This is a genomic window from Variovorax sp. HJSM1_2 (genome assembly GCF_049316285.1).
Classification (GTDB): domain Bacteria; phylum Pseudomonadota; class Gammaproteobacteria; order Burkholderiales; family Burkholderiaceae_C; genus Rhodoferax_B.
Map to the genome: position 1 here is coordinate 1 of NZ_JBMOXA010000014.1, position 18,740 is coordinate 18,740.

Consider the following 18,740-nt stretch of genomic DNA (forward strand, 5'->3'; position numbering starts at 1 on the left):
CAGACCTGGGATTTGGCCGGCCCGTTCCCGGCCATCTTGAAAGACGAGATCGTCGGCGCCGAGGCTGTGCGTGTGTTCAGCGACGGCCAGCGCATGCTCAAGCGTGCGATCGAAGGCCGCTGGCTCACGGCCAACGCGGTAGTGGCGCTTTATCCCGCCAACAGCGTGAACGACGACGACATTGCGTTCTACACCGACGAGAGCCGCAACGAAGTGGCCATGACCTGGCACGGCCTGCGTCAGCAGACCGAAAAGCAGGCGGTGGACGGTGTGATGCGCCCGAGCCGCTGCCTGGCCGACTTTGTCGCGCCTAAAGACAGCGGTATTGCCGACTATGCGGGCATGTTTGCGGTAACAGCGGGCATCGGCGCCGAGAAAAAAGAGAAGGCCTTCCAGGACGACCTGGACGACTACTCCTCCATCATGCTCAAGGCCATTGCCGACCGCCTGGCCGAGGCCTTTGCCGAGTGCCTGCACCACCGCGTGCGCACCGACCTGTGGGGCTACGCGCCACAGGAAGCACTGAGCAACGAAGAGATGATTGCCGAGAAGTACCGCGGCATCCGCCCGGCACCCGGCTATCCTGCCTGCCCGGACCACAGCGTGAAGCAGGACATGTTTGCGTTGTTACAGTGCAACGAAATTGGCATGTCGCTGACCGAAAGCCTGGCGATGTTGCCCGCCGCCAGTGTCAGCGGTTTTTACCTGGGCCACCCCGATAGCGCCTATTTCAACGTCGGCAAGATCGGTGAAGACCAGGTGCAGGATCTGGCGCAACGGCGTGGCGTGACCGCACAGGAACTGCAGCGTTTGCTGGCACCCAACCTGTAAACGCAAGGCTTTTTGGCGTGACGCATACGCTAGTGCCTTGATTCACAAGGCACTAGCGCTGGGTTCTGCACGGATATACAGGCCTACAGTCCCAGCTGTCCCCGCGGGTATTTTGGATTTTTGGGCAAAAAATGAGCGTTTAGATCGGCCATATCGCTCACTTTTCGGACAAATTCGTAACAGATTTTGAGCGCACTGGACGATTTGCCCCAGCGCTTCACAAAGTTGTTACAAAAATGGTGCATTGCTGGTGAATTTGTCATAACCTCGACGTTTGTATCGGGTAAACACCGACAAGCATGAAGAGCCGAAGAGCCAAACGATGATTCCCACGCCTAGCCATTCCACTCCCAAGCCGCCCAAAACATCACGCTGGGCGGTGATTGCCACCATCGCCGCCGCGGTGCTCACCACTGGTTGTTCATTTGCCTATATGTGGACGCAAGAGCGCCCGCCAGGCCTGTCGAACACCACCGCCAGCCACGCCGCAGCGGCCACACCATCACACTGAGCCGGGCGACCTGTCCAGTTGTGAGCATCCAGCGCCTCAGGGCGCTTTTTTTGCGCCCTTCGTCCGTGTGCTTTGCTGCTGGTCACTGGTTGGGGAGCTTGCGCATGCGGCACGGCTCAGGTCAAACGCGTCCGAGGCTGACACAACAGCCAGCCGTGCTGACTATGATGAAAGCATGAAAACGCTAGATCCGTTCCCCGACAACATCCGCTGGAAGTCCCTGTTTGGCACCGCCCAACGTGCGGTCAACATGTGGCTCGACGCCGACGGCCTGCGCATGAGTGCGGCCATGTCGTTCTACGGCATCCTGAGCCTGGCGCCGTTGCTGGTGGTCATTGTGGCGCTGGTGGGCTGGTGGGTTGACCGTGCCATCATAGAGAACAACCTGATCACGCAAATTCAGGATCTGATCGGTGCGCGCGGTGCCGAAGTGGTCCAGCAGGCCTTGGCCAGCGCCAAACAGCCGGTGCAGGGCCTGGTGGCTTCGGTGGTGGCCTTTGTATTGTTGTTGTCGGGCGCCACCGGCGTCTTTGCCGAACTGCAAAACTCCTTTGAGCGCATCTGGCGCCATGGCCGCACCGCCCCCGTTGCCGCTCCACCGGCTTGGTGGCGCACCGCCTCCTTGCGTCTGCGCGGCATTGCCTACATCCTGGCTTTTGGTTTTCTGTTGCTGGTCTCGATGGTGGTTTCGACCGCCCTGAGCATGGTGGGCAGCTGGGCCAGCCAGTATCTGCCGGTAGCGCCGCTGCTGCAGGGGCTCAATGAAATACTGTCATTTGGCTTTTGCGCCGCCTTGTTCGTCGCACTCATGCGCATCAGCACCGGCCCCAAGCCGCGCATGCGTTACCTGGTGGCGGGCGCGATGATAGGCGCGGTGTTGTTCAATGCAGGCAAACACGGTCTGGCCGCGTATTTGTCGGGCGCAGCGGCCGTATCGGCTTACGGGGCGGCAGGCTCGTTGGTGGTCATGCTGATGTGGATCTACTTTTCATCGGGCGTGCTGCTGTTTGCGGCGGCCTGTGCACGTTGCCTGTCGGACGCCGCAGCCGCCGCATTAAGCGCCGCTAGCGCAGAATCGCACGTCGCTGCGCCATCCACAAACCGATGACCGCCGCCACACTGGCCGCCAGCAAGGCCCACAAGCCGAGCGCATAACCCCAGGCCTCGCTCCACCAAAGGCCCAGCAACAACGGCGCCGCCGCGCGCGCCAGCGCCGAGGGCAGGCCCAGCGCTCCGTTCAAGGCCGCCACATGCGTGCGGCTCACGTACTGCGCCATGGCCGTGCCCTTGACGATGGTCATCATGCCGTTACCCATGCCGTATAGCAGCACAAACAGGCCGACAGAAATGCCTGCCACCAGCGCGTGGGCACCGGCATGCAGGCCGGCGATCAGGCCCAGCAGCCCTAGAGGGATCAGGCAGGGGATCACCCGGTTCGCCAGATGCACATCAAAACGACGCTCAAAAAAATACAGCAGCATCCGCCCCGCCACCTGCACCAAACCAATCGAGGCTGGAATGACCACCGCCCAGGCCGAGCCCAACCCGGCCTCGCGCAACAAGCTCACCATGTGGGCCGGGATGGCCGTGGTCACCCCCATCATGAGCACCACAAACAAGCCAATCCACAGAAACGCCGGATGACGCAGCAGCGGACCTAGCGGTTCCGGCAGGCTGGCCGGTGCCGCCGAAGCGGCCTCGGCCGCCGCCAAGCGCGACGCGGGCTGCCGCGGGGCGTGGCGCAAAACAGTCCAGTGGATAGGAGCGCAGACCAGGAGTTGCGCCAGGCCCAGCACCCCCACGGCCCAGCGCCAGCCATAAGCACGGACCAGCCAGTCGCACAGCGGAATGAAGATAGTGCTGGCCAGCCCGCCGAGGAACGTCAGCGTGATGATGGCGCGCCGGAAATCCTGCGGGAAGCGGCGAGTCACCACCGCAAACGCCGGGTTGTAGAGTGTTGCCGAGAGCGCGGCGCCGAGCAGCATCCATACCCCGTAGAACCCTGCCTGGCTTTGGACCAAGGCATGCAGGCCCATGCCCAGCGCCAGCAGGATGGAGCCACCCGTCATCACCACACGCTCGTGCCCGCGGTCTATCCAGCGGCCCACCGGATAGGCCAGCAAGCCCTCGGCCAGCAGTCCCAGGCTGAACGCCAGCGAGGTTTGCGCGCGTGTCAAACCCAGCTCCTGCTCCAGCGGCTGGAGCAACACAGAAAATGCGTAGAACACCCCGCCCCAGGTGATCAGCTGCGCCAGCGACAGCCAGGCGACCAGGACCTTGTCGTAAGTAGGTGCAGAAACAGCAGTGTTCACAGATGACACGGACAGGAAGTTGTAACGACGTTAAGAGATAAGAGCTTCTCGTGGCCCCGGAATCACAGCATATCCGGGCAGTAAAACCTTCCCTGATGCGAATTGCGATTCAGATTATTGACATTAAAACCAGCATTCAAGCTTTTCTTATAAGCGTTAATAGCTACTTAATCGATAGCAAATTGAATTTAAAATTGGCAATAATCTAAACCATATCGTGGAAATACATGGCACAGCTGATGCTGTAATTCGATAAACTGTCTAGCAAATGTCCTACGCCATGTCGCGTGAATTTGTCACGTTTACTGACAATTTGGTCACAGAAACTGGGAAATTTGCCGATAGCATTGGCTCAACTATGGCAATAGATTGAGGGGTTTGCCATGGATTTACACCATTTTGGGCCTGTCGTGGCATGTTAGAAGTCGAGAAAAAAATCACAGGGGGGGATCGTTTCAGCCGGTATTTCACGGTTGGTCCTGCCCTGAGCGACACACTGCGCCACGAAGTCTTTCGTATCCGCCACGAAGTCTATGCCCGCGAATTCGGCTTTGAACCACTTCGCGCCAATGGTGAAGAAACCGACCGCTACGATGCCCATTCGCTGCAATGCATAGTCCGCACCGCCGGCCGGATCAGCAAATCTGTAGGCTGCGCCCGCCTCATCCTGACGAATCCACAGAATCCGGGCGATCCGCTGCCATTCGAATTGGCTTGCCGCGATTCCCTGAACCGCGACCTGCTCGACCCGGCCAAATTACCCCGCGGGCGTATTGCCGAGGTATCCCGCCTGGCCATCATGGCGGATTTCCGCCGCCGCAAAGGTGAAACCGGCTCGGCCTTGACGCTGCAAGAGCAAGACTTTGGTGGCGCTCCGGTGGAGCGTGTGCCTAACATTCCTCTGAGCCTCTACATGGCCTCGGTGATCATGGCAGAGCGCCACGGCATAGACTATTTGTTTGTGCTGACCGAGCCCCGTCTGTCCAAACACTTTGCCAAGCTCGGCGTGCAAATCACCGCCATTGGCGAGCCCATAGACCACCGCGGCATTCGTGTGCCTTCGGTGATGCGCGTGGCGGATGTGTATGCGGGCCTGCGCAGTCTGATCAAGCCGGTCTGGAATGAGATCCTGGCGCAGGTAGAAGCCGCCTACAGCATGGCGGAGGTGTATGCCGCCGCAGAAGCCTCCGTTCGCAGCGGCGAACGCGATAGCGATTCCGACTTCGTCTACTTGTAGCCGTTTCTAGCCATTCTTTGGCGATGCGCTGCAGGCGCCTGCCTCAGCCGCTCACCCCACCCACCAACACACGTCGGTACTGCACGGCTTCGGCAACATGGCTGACCTCGGTATGGCTTGCGCCCGCCAGATCGGCGATGGTGCGCGCAATCTTCAAGGTACGGTGGATGCCACGCGCCGACCAACCCAGTTTGTGCGCCGCCGTCTGCACAAACTTGGCCGCTGCGGGCTCCAGCAGCACATGGCGGTCGATTTGCTGTCCCTGCAAAGCCTGGTTGGGCAAACCTTGGCGCTGCACCGCCAGGACACGCGCCGCCACACAGCGAGCCTGTATCGCAGCGGTGGATTCACCCGCTGGGGCCTGCAGAAGTTCTTCTGCAGGCATGGCCGGCACTTCCACATGCAAGTCGATGCGGTCGAGCAGCGGACCGCTGAGACGCCCTTGGTAACGGGCCACCTGGTCTGGCGTGCAGCGGCAACTGCGGTGTGTGGCGCCACGGTAGCCGCAAGGGCAGGGATTCATGGCCGCAATCAGCTGGAACGCCGCCGGAAACGTGGCACGCCGCGCCGCCCTGGAGATGGAGATCTGGCCAGTCTCCAAAGGTTCGCGCAAGGCCTCCAGCGCGGGCCTGGAAAACTCTGGCATTTCATCCAAAAACAGCACCCCATGGTGCGCCATGGAGATTTCACCGGGTGGGCAAACACATAGTTAGGACCAAATCCTAAACAGGTTGGGTGCAACTCTGATCAAAGTCGACAAGCGGTCGGACGCGGGCCAGTCCAAGGCGCGACCGGTGTCTAGGTGGGTTGGGTGCAAATGGGCCTAGATATGGACTGGCACCCTCGTGCGCACTATCGCCGCCACAGGGTTCATGCAGTTTTCGCATGGAGACCCGACGATGACCCGACCCTGCGCCTGTTGCGGCGAACCCTTTGAGCCTCGCCTGCAAGTTCCCGATCAAACCTTCTGCACCTCACCTGACTGCCAACGCGGCCGTAAACGCGAATGGCAACGGGCCAAACTCCAGTCCGACCCTGGCTACCGGATCAACCAGCACGCCGTGCAGCAGGCGTGGTCGCAGCGCAATCCAGATTACTGGCGCAGATATCGTGAAGCTCAACCCGACTACTCCGATCTGTCCCAACAGCCCATGACAACAACTGCGGGGGCCATCGCCTGGTTGATCTTGTGATGCAGCACGCACAGATATGCCGAAATAAACGCACTGCTTGCGGCATGTCATGGATGTTTTGGCAGTGCATTTCATATAAAGTGCTTTATGACCTGGCTGCCTATGGCATCAAAATGCTGTGAACGCACGTGAGGTGAATAGAACCATGGAAGCATCAGAGCCAAAACCCAACGACCACGCTGTAGCCCTCCTGCAAGAGGCGCCCCTGCGCGAGCTGATCGCAGCTCGTGTGATCTCGCACGTAGTCGCGTTAGGCCAGGCCGGAGGCTACGCCCTCGAGATTCACTTCGGTGAACGGAAGGCGGTGCTGGCAAGTTCCCGTGGTGGTCCTAGAACTTTTGCATCTCTATCGACAGTGGCAGTCTTGCTGCAGCGCCTCGGCTTCCCGAAATTTGAGGTCGACGCCAGTGGTTACCGGCCAGGACGGATACGCCCGGCACAACCAGAACGCTCTGCCGCCATGAAGGCAGGCAAGCTGCCCAAGGCTCCGGGGAAGTCCGCGAAGTCTTCGAAATGAACAAGGAACAGAACTGAATGGCACGCAAACTCTCAGCCCAAGACGCCTTCGACGAAGTCATGGACCTCGTCGGAACGCTCACTCAGCCTTCCACCGACGATCAAGAGACGGAAGCGGTCAAACGCCTCGAAGCGCTGTCGCAGGAGTTGGCTGCATTGGGCGCACCGGTCCGGGCGCAAGAGATCGTCGCAGAGATCGCCGCATTCCGAGGAATGCAGCCATCGTGGAAGACCAACGGCAAGCACAACTTTGCTGTGTACGTACGGGAGATGCTGCCGTCGTTGCGCGAGGCGCTTGCTCTTGCCAAGACGAACACGGCGGATGTGATCTGGCGCACTGCAGAAATCCTTCGCGGTGCATTTCGCGAGCCCGAGTACCGGCGCGTCATTCTTCCCTTCACGGTCCTGCGTCGACTGGACTGCCTGCTGCAGCCCACGAAAGCGGCGGTGCTCGCGAAGCACAAAGAGATCTCCGCCAAGGGCTACGACCTGCGTATGTTCCTGACGCCCATCACGGGCGTCCAGTTTTGGAATCACTCGAACTTCACCATCAAGGGGCTCCTGGAAGCGCCCGACGATCTGCGCGACAACATCGAGGACCTGATCAACGGCTTCTCGCCGAACGTCCGCCGCATCTTCGAGAAGTTCAGCTTCATGGCAACGGTCGACAAGCTGCGCGAGAAGGGGCGACTCTTCCATGTGGTGCAGGCATTCAGCCGCGTGCCCATGGACATGTACTCCGTCTCGTCCCACGACATGGGCAAGGCGTTCGAAGAACTGCTTCGCAAGTTCAACGATGCATCGCCAGCAGGTGAGCAGTACACGCCGCGGGACGCCATTCACCTCATGGTCGACATCCTCTTTGACGGCGACGACGACGCGCTGTCAGTGGCTGGCGCCATTCGCACGATGTACGACCAGACGGCGGGCACTGGCGGCATGCTGTCCGAGGCTGAAGAGAAGGTTCGACAACTCAACCCGAACGCCAAGCTGCGGCTCTTCGGACAGGAACTCGAAGACGAAACGTACGCGATCTGCATGGCTGACATGCTGATCCGCGGACAGGATCCCGCGGACATCGCATTGGGGGACACGCTCGAGAGCGACAAGCATCCGGATGAGCGCTTCGACTACCAGCTCTCGAACCCGCCCTACGGCGTGGAATGGAAGCCAGCCCAGGAGGCTGTCGAGCGTGAACATGCCAAGGGCGCAGCGGGCCGTTTTGGCCCTGGTTTGCCGCGCATCTCAGACGGTCAGATGCTGTTCCAGCTGAACGCCATCTCGAAGATGCGTCCGTTCATCAACGGCGAGGGTGGTGGGCGCGTCGGCCTGGTCCATAACGGGTCGCCTCTGTTCACCGGCGATGCCGGCAGCGGTGAGTCCGAGATCCGACGCTACATCCTCGAGCACGACTACCTGGATGCGATCGTGGCCCTGCCCACGGACATGTTCTACAACACGAACATCGCAACCTACCTGTGGTTCATGTCGAACCGCAAGCCTGCGGAGCGCAAGGACAAGGTCCTTCTCATCGACGCCACAAACATGGGTGTGTTGATGAAGAAGAACCTTGGCAAGAAGCGCTTCGAGCTGAGCGACGACTGTCAGAGGCGCATCGTGGAGGCTTACCACGAGTTCAGTGCGCTCGATTGGAAAGACCAGGCTCCCATCGGCGGCCGCGTGCGCCAGCTCAAGGCGAAGGTACTGCCGACTTCGCATTTCTTCTATCGCAAGGTCACTATCGAGCGTCCGCTGCGCCTGCGTTACGAGCTGACCGCGGAACGAAAGCAAGCGTGGGTCGCGAGCCTGACGAACAAGAAGGGCTCTACGCCGATCGAAGCTCAGAACCTCCTCGCCCTGGCGGACCGTTTGATCGAGCGTCTGGGGGAGAAGACCTACCTGAGCACCGAAGCCGTCCTGACCGACTTGAAGGCCATGGACGCCACCTTCGTGTCCGAAGAGAAGGCGGCTGGACGCTCTCTCAAAGCAACGGCCTTCAAGGGCAAGATCCTCGATGCCTTGCGCAAGGGCTTCGGTGTGCGCGACAAGAAGGCCGAGATCGTCAACGACGATAAGGGGAATCCGATGTCGGATTCGGACCTCCGCGACTCCGAGTACATCCCGTTCTCATTTGTCGCCAAGCACAGCAATGACGTGGCTGCTGGTGTCGACGCCTACTTCGGCGCTGAGGTGAAGCCGCACTGGCCCGATGCCTGGGTCAACACTGGTGCGGTTGACGAGTCGGACGGCCAGATCGGCATCGTGGGATGCGAGATCAACTTTAACCGCGAGTTCTACGTCTACGAGGCCCCGCGAAGCCGTGAGGCAATCAAGCACGAAATCGAGGCCATGGAGAAGCGATTCATGGAGATGCTGAAGGGGGTGGCGGGATGACTTATTCCGTCGAAGCGGACCTCATTGCCAGTTTGCCCCCTGGCTGGCATCACCGACGCTTGAAAGAAGTGTGTGATGTCATCCCCAGCAATGTTGACAAGCTCAGCGTTGATGGGCAAGCGGCAGTGCGTCTGTGCAACTACGTCGATACCTACAAGAACGAGAGGATCACGGCGTCGATTGACTTCATGTCTGCGACTGCCACACAGGCTCAGATCGAACGATTGAGCCTGAAGAAGGGCGACATCACCATCACAAAGGACTCGGAATCCCCGTGGGATATCGCTGTACCTGCCTTCATTTCAGAAGATGTTGAGGGGCTGGTTTGCGGCTACCACCTATCCAAAATCGCACCGGAGGCAGGTGTAATGGATGGTGGCTACCTTAGCTGGGCACTCCGCAGTAAGCCTGTCAATCTTCAATTCGCGCTTGCTGCACAGGGCATCACGCGCTACGGACTTAGCTCTTCGGCGCTGGCGGATGGGGTCGTTCCTTGCCCGCCGTATAACCAGCAACTTGCTATCGCTTCCTACCTCGATGCCGAGACGAAGCGCATTGACGGGTTGATCGAAGCGAAGTCTGAGCTGGCGAACTTGATCGAGGAGTCACGTTGGTCCGCGCTTGGGCATGTTCTTGGCGGACTGGATCACGCCAGTGATCTGCTTCCCACAGCATCGTTGTTTTGGGCGCAGCGCCCAGCGCACTGGAGCGAGATGAGGGTCAAGTTTCTGATTGATCGCATTGAGCAGGGGTGGAGCCCTCAGGCTGAGTCGGGATCTGCAGGCTCCGATGAATGGGGTGTTCTGAAGGCTGGCGCATGCAATGGAGGCGTATTCAGGGAAGTCGAGAACAAAGCACTTCCCCCTGATGTCATCCCAGATCCAACGTTGGAAATCCGACCGCACGACGTACTCATGTCTCGAGGTAGTGGGTCCGTCGACCTCGTCGGTTCAGTGGCACTAGTGCCTGACGATGTCCGATCCAAGCTGATGTTGTGTGATCTGATGTATCGAATCTCTGTTGACCAAGAAATTGCTCTGCCTGAGTGGTATGTACTCACCATGAACTCTGCGCCAATCCGAAGACAGATTCGGTTAGCTCTTCGTGGTGCAGAAGGGTTGACGCGAAAGATATCGATCGGAGAGATCAAGGATTTGGTTGTGCTCGTGCCACCTCTCGCCGAGCAGAGATCGCATATTGCGAAGTGTCGAACTATCAATCAGCGTGCCAATGAAGCGATCGAGTACATAAACTCTGAAATCGCTCTGCTGCATGAGCTTCGCTCTGCGACCATCACCGATGCAGTCCTTGGCCGCATTGACGTCCGTAAGTACATGAAAACTGAATAGGCCAGGGAGTCCACCGCATGTCCGCAGCTATCCATCAAGAAATCGTCTTTGAAGACGAAATTTGCAGCCACCTGAAGGCTAACGGCTGGTCGTTCGACGGACCGCTTCCATACGTGAAGAGCTTCGTTTATGACCAGGGTTATGACAAGCGGATGGCGATCTATCCTGCGGATGCGGTGGCATATGTGAAGGCGACGCAGGCGGAAGCGTGGAAGAGGTTCACTGCACATCACAAGGACGATGCGGAGGCCCAGCGCGAGTTCGCTCGGGCCCTGACCGTTGAGCTTGACCGTGAACGAAAGACGATCAAAAAAGACGACCCGCAGCTTTGGGGATCTCTGCATCTTCTGCGTCGCGGTTTCAAGCACATCAACGCGACGTTCAAGATGGCGCAATTCGCGCCGGCCAACAGTCTGAACCCCAAGCTCTGGGACGACTACAGCGCCAACATCCTGCGCGTCGTCCGCCAGGTGCATTACTCCATGCACGGAGGAAGCAGCATCGACCTGGTGCTGTTTATCAATGGCATTCCCGTTGTGACCATTGAGCTGAAGACGGAGACAACACAGCCCATCGAGGCTGCCGTCAAGCAGTACCGTCAGGATCGTCTGCCAATCGACGCTGCAACGAACACGCCTGAGCCTCTGCTGTCGTTCGGCAAGCGTGCGCTTGTTCACTTCGCGCTTTCCAGCGATGAGGTGCGGATGACCACCAAGCTTGACGGCGCGAAGACCCGATTCCTCCCGTTCAACCAAGGCATTGACGATGGAAAGGGCGGCGCTTCCGCGGGCAATGCTGCCGACATCAAGCGTGGGCACGCCACTGCGTACTTCTGGCATGAGGTGCTCAGCCGTCCGACGTTCTTGGACGTGATCGGCAAGTTCGTCTCCGTCGAGGTCAAGGAATCGGTCAACCTCAAGACGGGCAAGCGTGCGCTAACGCCGTCTCTGCTGTTCCCTCGGTATCACCAGCTGGACTGCGTCAATTCGCTGTTGTCCGCCACGCTCGAAGAAGGGGTCGGCCAGGCTTATCTTGTTCAGCACTCGGCAGGGTCCGGCAAGTCGAACACCATCGGCTGGACCGCGCACCGCCTGTCCAGCCTCTTCGACGACAAGAACCAGAAGGTCTTTACCAGCGTCATCGTGGTCACCGATCGCCGCGTGCTCGACCAGCAGCTGAAGGACACGCTGAAGCAGTTCGAGTCCACGCCTGGCGTTGTGGCGGCCATATCCGAAGGCTCAAAGCAACTGGCCGCAGCTCTCGACGGCGACGCCAAGATCATCGTCACGACTCTGCAGACCTTCCCATTCGTCCTCGACAGAATCGGCAAGGCAGGCAAGAAGACCTTCGCTATCATCATCGACGAGGCGCACTCGTCACAGTCCGGGCGTTCTGCCCTGAAGCTTCGCCAAGCTCTGGCTGACGAAGGTCTCAAGGCAGAGGCCGACGCGCTCAAGGAGGATGCCGAAGGCGACGAAGACAAGGAGATCTCGAGCGAGGACATCGTTGCGAAAGCTGTGGCTGCGCGTAAGCGGCCACCCAACCTGTCGTATTACGCCTTCACGGCGACGCCAAAGGCGAAGACGATGGAGATCTTCGGACGCAAGGGCGACGATGGCTTGCCGCATCCGTTCCACGTCTACTCCATGCGCCAGGCGATCGAGGAAGGCTTCATCCTCGACGTTCTCAAGGGCTACATCACCTACGACCTGGCCTTCAAGCTCGAACAGGCCGGTGCGGACATCGAAGTGAAGTCAGGCAAGGCGCGGAAGAAGATCTTCCAGTACGCGAACCTGCACCCGACCAGCATCGGTCAGAAGATCGCCATCATCGTCGAACACTTTCGCAAGCACGTGATGCACCTGCTCAATGGCCAAGCCAAGGCTATGGTGGTAACCGATAGCCGCAAGGCTGCCGTCCGCTATAAGAAGGAATTCGACAAGTACATGGCCAAGATGGGCTACCACGACTTCAAGGCGTTGGTGGCCTACTCGGGAACCATCACCGACAACGAGTACGCGGTGGTCGACGCCGACGAGGGCGACATCAACGGCGGTGCTCCGAAGATCAAGGACGACCTGATCAAGGAGACGTTCCGCACTGATGAGTACCGGCTGCTGTTGGTGGCCAACAAGTTCCAGGTGGGCTTCGATGAGCCACTGCTGAGCGCCATGTACGTGGACAAGCGGCTTGACGATGTGATGGCCGTGCAGACCCTGTCACGGCTGAACCGCATCTTTCCTGGGAAGATCTTCACCTTCGTCCTCGACTTCCGCAACAAGGCGGAAGACATCCTCAAGGCTTTCGAGCCCTACTACAGAACCGCACAACTCGTCGCCGTTGCCGACCGGAACATGCCGCATCAGCTCCGCGAGAAGCTGGATGGCGCCGGCGTGTACGAGTGGGCTGAAGTCGAAGCATTCTCCAAGCTGTATTTCAGCACGCGCAACGACCAGGCATTCCAGGCGCACCTGAAGCAGGCTCATGAGCGCTTCAAGGGCTTGAAGGCCGAAGAGCAAGAGCTCTTCCGCCGTGATGCCATCACGTTCGTGGCGGCCTACGACTTTCTCTCACAGGTGGTCGACTATGACGACGCTGAGCTGGAGAAGCTGCATGCCTTCCTGAAGATGCTCCTGCCGCGGCTGCGTGGTCAGGAAGACGACCCGGTCACGATCGACGGTACCGTGCGCCTGGCCAACTACAAGGTAGTCAACAAGCGTGAGCACATCCTCGATCTCGCCAAGGGCGAGGCCAGTGCGCTTCATCCGTTTGGCCCTGGCGGCGGTGACCCTCAAGAGGATCCACACGCCAAGCTCAGCGAGATCATCAAGAAGATCCACAGCTTGTTTGCTGGGAAGTTCAGCGACGCCGAAATTGCAGGCTGGTTCACTGCGGTGATCGGCAACACTGCAGCCGATGCGCGGATTCAGGTTCAGGCCAAGGCCAACCCTACTGCCCAGCAGTTTGCGAACGGAGATTTCAGGACAGTGTTGGCTGAGGCCGTCATCAAGGCGCTGGCCAGCCATCACTCGATGTCGGATCAGATGCTGCAGAACCCCAAGGTATTTGATGATGTTGCGGAAGCCCTTTTGCCGGAAATTTACGAACGGGCTCGTACGCAAACTTCTCCGGTCAATCTCGCCTGACGACTTGTAGTTAACTACGAACGCTATATCGTCGATATTAGAGCTACCGCTGCAACAGGTTATTACTAATCTTTCTCGAGACCACAATGGTGATGAGTTCGAGTTATTCCCGCTACTCGTGGATTCACTTTCCGAGTATGGCAAGGGGCTACGCAAGCCCAGGCTGTTAAGTTCATAAATTAGGAGGGAAAGGCAATGATTTTGCCGGACAACGAGACAAAAGTTGACCTACTTAACAATGAGGCCATCGCTAAAACGATCATTGCCCTACTGAGGGAGCGCCCCGAGAGTCCAGTGACGATTGGCGTGCACGGTGACTGGGGTGCAGGCAAGTCGAGCGTTCTGGAGATGGTCGAGGCGCAACTCGAGAAGGACGAGAAGGTCCTCTGTCTCAAGTTCAATGGCTGGCGGTTTCAAGGCTTCGAAGACGCCAAGATCGCCCTTATCGAAGGAATCGTTGATGGCCTGTTGGAGCGGCGGCCCGCACTAAGAAAGGCCACTGGGGCCCTCAAAGAAGTCGCAAAGAGTATCGACATTCTCAAGGTCGCCAAGAAGGCCGGCGGGCTGGCATGGACAGCATTCACAGGTATTCCGACACCAGACCAAGTCGCGGGCATAGTTTCGACTTTACAAAGCTGGCTTTCCGACCCCGCGGCCTTGGCGACCAAAGAGAACATCGACGGTGCGATCGAAGGCGTGAAGTCTGTGATGACGTCTCGAGAATCCAAGAGCGTTCCTCGCGAGGTCGAAGCGTTCCGTGCAGCATTTGACAAGCTGCTGGTCGAAGCAGAAGTCGACCAATTGATCGTCCTGATCGATGACTTAGACCGCTGTCTTCCTGACGTGGCGATTGAAACCCTCGAAGCAATACGACTGCTCGTTTTCACATCGCGCACCGCCTTCGTTGTGGCAGCGGATGAAGCGATGGTTGAATATGCCGTTCGCAAGCATTTCCCTGACCTTCCTGAAACGACAGGACCACGCGACTACGCGCGGAACTACCTTGAAAAGCTCATTCAGGTCCCATTCCGGATTCCCGCGCTGGGTGAGACGGAAACCCGCATCTATGTCGCACTGCTGCTGGCCGGCGCGGAGTTGGGTGAAGACGACGCCAGTTTTGGGCAACTGATCGAAGTCGCCAGAGAGCGCCTGAAGCGGCCGTGGGAAAGTACGGCCCTCGACTCTGACACAGTGAAAAAGGCCTTGGGTGACAAGGCGGAGAAGACGCACAACGCATTGATGCTCAGCGACCAGATTGGCCCCATCCTCGCAAGCGGTGCAAAGGGCAATCCCCGTCAGATCAAGCGGTTCCTGAACACGCTGCTGCTCAGAGAGAAGACCGCTGCGGCGCGCGGCTTTGGATCAGACATCAAGCTGCCGGTGCTGGCCAAGCTCATGCTCTTGGAGCGCTTCACCCCTCGACTTTTCGACCAGATCGCGTCGGTCGCTGCGGTCCATCCGAAGGGGTATTGCCAAGACCTTGCCAGCCTCGAAGCCTTCGCCAGCGCGGAGCAGGCGCCTCCCGCGCCTGCGACCGATGCAAAGACGAGCAAAACAGCAGATGCCGGAAAGGCGGTCAAGGAAGATTCGGTCGCACTCCAGGAGTGGAAGGCCACTGAGGCGATGTGCTCTTGGGCCCGGGTGCAGCCGGCGATCGGCAGTCTTGACCTGCGACCTTACCTTTTCGTGACCCGCGACAAGAAGGACTTCTTCGGACCCATCTCGACACTCGGACACCTCTCTGCCGTGGCCGACAAGTTGTTCGGCCCCAGGCTGGTTGTTCAGGGGTACCTCGAAGAACTCAAGCAGTTGAAGCCTCCAGAAGCAGACAAGGTGTTCGAAGCGTTACGTAGCAGAATCGTGGGTGCGGACACGTTCGACGTTGCGCCCGAAGGTATCGCCGGGCTCAAGGTGCTAGTCCAAGCGCAACCGCTGCTGCAGGCACGCCTCGTCGACTTCCTAGAGGGATTGCCGCGGTCACGCTGTGGCGTCTGGGTCGTCAGTGGATGGCAAGGCGTCATCACCGACGGTACGTGCATCGCGCGCTTTGAAGCACTTCTGGAGTCCTGGAGCAAAGCTCCGAGCAGCCAGGAGTTGAGAGCCGCTGCTCAAGCGGTTGCCAAACAGCCGAAAGGCAAAAACTAAATGGGAACCTCAACAGCTTACGGCGGCCCAGGCGGCGACACGCCTCTCGTACCTTCTTGGCTTGGCGATGACGGGGGCGGGAGTCCGCCTGGGCCTCCTTCTCCAACGCCAGGCCCCACTCCTCCGAACAACCCACCCCCGCAGAACCCGCCTGCCACGCCGCCAGGGGCGCCACCGAGGCAGCCGATCCCACCTGTGGCCGATCCGCATCGTTACACAACACCGCGCGGAAATTTCACCCGGTTCGCGCGATCAGGCGGCAGCGATCGGGCGAGTCTGGGCAGAGCCGTCTCTCAGTACGTCTCCTCTGCTTCGGGCGGCTCTCGCCAAGCAGCTCAGCGTATGGGCGCGTCGCGCGTCGCTGGCGCTCGGCTGGTCAGCTTCCTTGCCGACGCACAGGTGCGCGGTCCTCAAGCGGCACTGCGCACGCTGAACCTGGAGTCACTCGCTGGAAGGCCGTTGCCAGAGATTCTGGTTGGCTTGGCGGACCACGTTTGCCCGGGCGCGGGAACTGTCGATGAGGGCATCGCACGTGAGGCCTACGTGGAAACGATAGTCGAGCTGACCTCCGCAGGCATCACGGATCTCAACGCACTCACAGCCGACCAGATGTTGACGGTCTTCGAGATCTACGCGACGCACGCAATCGAAGCTCGCATCTGCAACGACATTGGCACCAAAGCCATCACGATGCCGGCCGACGCACAAGCAGCGATCCGCGTGGAGGCGCAGTTGCGCGATTTCATTCGCAATGGGGTCAGCGACGCTTTGGTAGATGCCCGCGGGCCCAGTGCTTCCCCTCTGAGCTCGAACCGCGTCCAGAGCTTTGTCGATCAGGTTTACGAAGATGCCTTCAGGTTCTTGCATGCCCGGGGCGAAGCGGAGAGCGATCAATGAAGAGACACGTAATTGCCGGCCGCTACGGCCCAGAGGACCGTACGCCCATCCAAGTCAACGGCGACGAACAACTGACCGACCTACAGCTGATCGTCGGCGATCGGACGCTTGATCACGGCATCGGCGCAGCTTTGACCAGCCTCAAGGCGCTAGGCGTGCACCCTTCAGAGATGGGGATCGACCTTGCGGTCGTTGCTGCCCACGTCCATGCAGCAGACACTCGCATCTCAAGGGCCCACGAATCTCAAGATTCATGGACTCGAGAGATTCGCTTGGTGATCCCGGTTCGCGACCCTGACACGTGGTCTGCAGCGACTGGGACGCTGACCACGCTACTGAACTTCTTAACCGGGGACCGCTGGGCGCTCCAATTCCGTGAGCGCTCCGAACGATTCGCCACGCTTGTTCCGGCGAACGTCGCCTCTCTGCTTCCGCCTCCATTCACGGCGCTCAGCTTGTTTTCTGGTGGTCTGGACAGCCTCATCGGCGCGATTGACCTGCTCGAGCGCCAAGCCGAACCTCTGCTGGTCAGCCATTTCGGCGAGAGCGCCACAAGCGACGCTCAGAACAAACTGTTCAATTTCCTGAAGAAGCGCTACCCAAACCGGCCGTTTGACCGCCTACGGGTCGACATGGTGTTTCCAGTTGGACTAGTGAAAGATGTCGAGTCCGAAAACAGCACGAGAGGACGCTCTTTCCTCTTCATTGCGCTCGGAGCTTTGGCCGGTACTGGGCTCGCCGAAGGCTTTACGCTCAGGGTTCCAGAGAACGGCCTCATCGCGCTGAACGTGCCCCTTGACCCGTTGCGTCTGGGATCCAACAGCACAAGGACGACCCACCCCTTCTACTTGGCACGGTGGAATGACCTCCTTGTCCAACTAGGTGTTGCAGGCCGCGTCGAGAACCCCTACTGGAGCATGACGAAAGGAGAGATGGTTCGCGAATGTGAGAGCGAAGCTGCCTTGCGCGAGATCGCGTCATCGTCTCTTTCTTGCGCGCACCCCGCCAGCGCGCGATGGCAGGGGCTGCAGGGTAGAGGCATTGAGCATTGTGGCTACTGCCTTCCTTGCCTGATCCGGCGCGCTGCGTTGGAGCATGCGTGGGGACGAGGCGGCGACAATACGAGCTATACCGAGGCTGACCTGCACGCACACGTTCTCGACACCAGTCAGTCGATCGGACAGCAAATTCGCTCGTTCCAATACGCAATCGCGCGGATTCAGGCTAACCCCGACATCGCTCGACTGCTGGTGCACAAGCCAGGATCGCTGGCTGATGTGATGGGAGATGAAGAGCGATGGGCAGCGGTGTATTGCCGGGGCCTCAGCGAAGTCGGTGATCTCATTGCCGGTGTTCGTACCGCTCCTACCTAGAAGGCGTCAGCCATGCTTCCGACCCAAGGTCTCATCGACTTTCACTGTCATCTCGATCTCTATCCCGACCATGTCGCCGCTGTTCAGGAAGCAGAGGCCGCTGGCGTGTTTACTCTCGCGGTGACGACCACCCCAAAAGCATGGCCACGCAATCACGAGCTGACACGAGGGACCAAGCACGTTCGGGCGGCCTTGGGATTGCACCCCCAGTTGGTGAGCAACCGGGCGGCTGAGATAGCTTTGTGGGAGTCGTTGTTGCCACAGACCCGGTACGTCGGAGAGGTCGGCCTCGACGCTGGCCCTCGGTTCTACAAGTCGTTGGATGCCCAAAAAGCTGTCTTCACTCAAGTGCTGAAAGCGTGTGCGGCAGCAGGAGGCAAGATCATCACCGTGCATAGCGTGCGCACCGCTACCGCGGTGCTCGATCACATCGAAGAACACCTGCCGCCAGGGTCCAATCGAGTCATCCTGCACTGGTTCACCGGCTCCAAGTCAGAGGCGGCCCGAGCTCTGGACATGGGGTGCTACTTCTCGGTCAACAGCACGATGCTGAAGAGCGAGAGGGCTGCAGCCCTTGTACAGACGCTGCCATCCAACCGGCTACTCACGGAAACTGATGGGCCTTTCACCGAAACTGCTGGTCGGCCATCAAAACCCACGGATGTTGAAGGCACAGTCCAGAGGCTCGCAGAACTTCGCATGACTACGACCTCCACCTTGATTACGGAGATGAAGCAAAACCTCCGGAAATTGCTTGAGCAGACCGAATAGACAGCATCGAGGCGTTCGGAGGCGATTTCATTGAGTCATTTGACACTCGGATGGATATGTTTTGC

Annotated in this window: 14 protein-coding genes and 1 pseudogene; 13 read left to right on the top strand and 2 right to left on the bottom strand. The window is 59.3% G+C overall.

The features are described 5' to 3' along the window. The 3 genes from ACFQ95_RS16145 to ACFQ95_RS16155 all read left to right on the top strand — a co-directional run. On the top strand, positions 1-831 hold an 831-nt coding region (locus ACFQ95_RS16145), incomplete at its 5' end, for a vitamin B12 dependent-methionine synthase activation domain-containing protein (RefSeq protein ID WP_422832604.1). Positions 832-1,153: 322 nt separating this feature from the next. Beyond that, complete coding sequence (locus tag ACFQ95_RS16150) at positions 1,154-1,342, top strand: hypothetical protein (protein ID WP_422832605.1); 189 nt, start codon at positions 1,154-1,156, stop codon at positions 1,340-1,342. A 175-nt stretch (positions 1,343-1,517) separates the two neighbouring features. Continuing rightward, positions 1,518-2,450 carry a YihY/virulence factor BrkB family protein gene (locus tag ACFQ95_RS16155; RefSeq protein WP_422832606.1) on the top strand — a complete coding sequence of 311 codons (933 nt, stop codon included), beginning with the start codon at positions 1,518-1,520 and terminating at the stop codon, positions 2,448-2,450. Here the strand turns inward: ACFQ95_RS16155 and ACFQ95_RS16160 are convergent. Beyond that, positions 2,407-3,663: an MFS transporter gene (locus tag ACFQ95_RS16160; protein WP_422832607.1), complete on the bottom strand. Its 1,257-nt coding sequence runs from the start codon at positions 3,661-3,663 to the stop codon at positions 2,407-2,409. The genes ACFQ95_RS16155 and ACFQ95_RS16160 overlap by 44 nt on opposite strands. A 406-nt stretch (positions 3,664-4,069) precedes the next feature. Between ACFQ95_RS16160 and ACFQ95_RS16165 the strand changes: the two genes are divergently transcribed. Continuing rightward, positions 4,070-4,891, top strand: coding sequence for a PEP-CTERM/exosortase system-associated acyltransferase (locus ACFQ95_RS16165; protein ID WP_422832608.1), 822 nt, complete (start codon positions 4,070-4,072; stop codon positions 4,889-4,891). A gap of 43 nt (positions 4,892-4,934) precedes the next feature. Here the strand turns inward: ACFQ95_RS16165 and ACFQ95_RS16170 are convergent. Further along, positions 4,935-5,585, bottom strand: a pseudogene (locus ACFQ95_RS16170) (ATP-binding protein); the annotation flags it as partial. A 151-nt stretch (positions 5,586-5,736) separates the two neighbouring features. On the opposite strand from ACFQ95_RS16170, the gene ACFQ95_RS16175 reads away from it, so the two are divergent. From ACFQ95_RS16175 to qatD, 9 genes are all read left to right on the top strand, one after another. Continuing rightward, on the top strand, positions 5,737-6,084 hold the full coding sequence (locus ACFQ95_RS16175; protein ID WP_422832609.1) for a hypothetical protein: 348 nt from the start codon (positions 5,737-5,739) through the stop codon (positions 6,082-6,084). 145 nt (positions 6,085-6,229) lie between these two features. Continuing rightward, positions 6,230-6,601, top strand: coding sequence for a hypothetical protein (locus ACFQ95_RS16180; RefSeq protein WP_422832611.1), 372 nt, complete (start codon positions 6,230-6,232; stop codon positions 6,599-6,601). Positions 6,602-6,618: 17 nt separating this feature from the next. Then, the gene (locus tag ACFQ95_RS16185; RefSeq protein WP_422832612.1) at positions 6,619-8,994 is read left to right on the top strand and encodes a type I restriction-modification system subunit M; all 2,376 of its coding nucleotides are present in this window, start codon (positions 6,619-6,621) and stop codon (positions 8,992-8,994) included. Continuing rightward, entirely contained in the window at positions 8,991-10,343 is a 1,353-nt protein-coding gene (locus ACFQ95_RS16190; RefSeq protein WP_422832613.1) for a hypothetical protein, read from the top strand. Before ACFQ95_RS16185 ends, ACFQ95_RS16190 begins: the two co-directional genes overlap by 4 nt. 17 nt (positions 10,344-10,360) lie before the next feature. After that, entirely contained in the window at positions 10,361-13,489 is a 3,129-nt protein-coding gene (locus ACFQ95_RS16195; protein ID WP_422832615.1) for a type I restriction endonuclease subunit R, read from the top strand. A gap of 195 nt (positions 13,490-13,684) precedes the next feature. Beyond that, positions 13,685-15,634 (top strand): Qat anti-phage system ATPase QatA, encoded by a 1,950-nt coding sequence (qatA, locus tag ACFQ95_RS16200; protein ID WP_422832617.1) that lies wholly within the window; start codon positions 13,685-13,687, stop codon positions 15,632-15,634. Further along, the gene (qatB, locus tag ACFQ95_RS16205; protein WP_422832619.1) at positions 15,635-16,531 is read left to right on the top strand and encodes a Qat anti-phage system associated protein QatB; all 897 of its coding nucleotides are present in this window, start codon (positions 15,635-15,637) and stop codon (positions 16,529-16,531) included. It begins immediately after the preceding gene. Next, on the top strand, positions 16,528-17,904 hold the full coding sequence (gene qatC, locus ACFQ95_RS16210; protein WP_422832621.1) for a Qat anti-phage system QueC-like protein QatC: 1,377 nt from the start codon (positions 16,528-16,530) through the stop codon (positions 17,902-17,904). Before qatB ends, qatC begins: the two co-directional genes overlap by 4 nt. A 12-nt stretch (positions 17,905-17,916) precedes the next feature. Next, a complete protein-coding gene (gene qatD / locus ACFQ95_RS16215) occupies positions 17,917-18,675 on the top strand; it encodes a Qat anti-phage system TatD family nuclease QatD (protein WP_422832622.1) in 759 nt (252 codons plus the stop codon). Positions 18,676-18,740 lie beyond the last annotated feature (65 nt).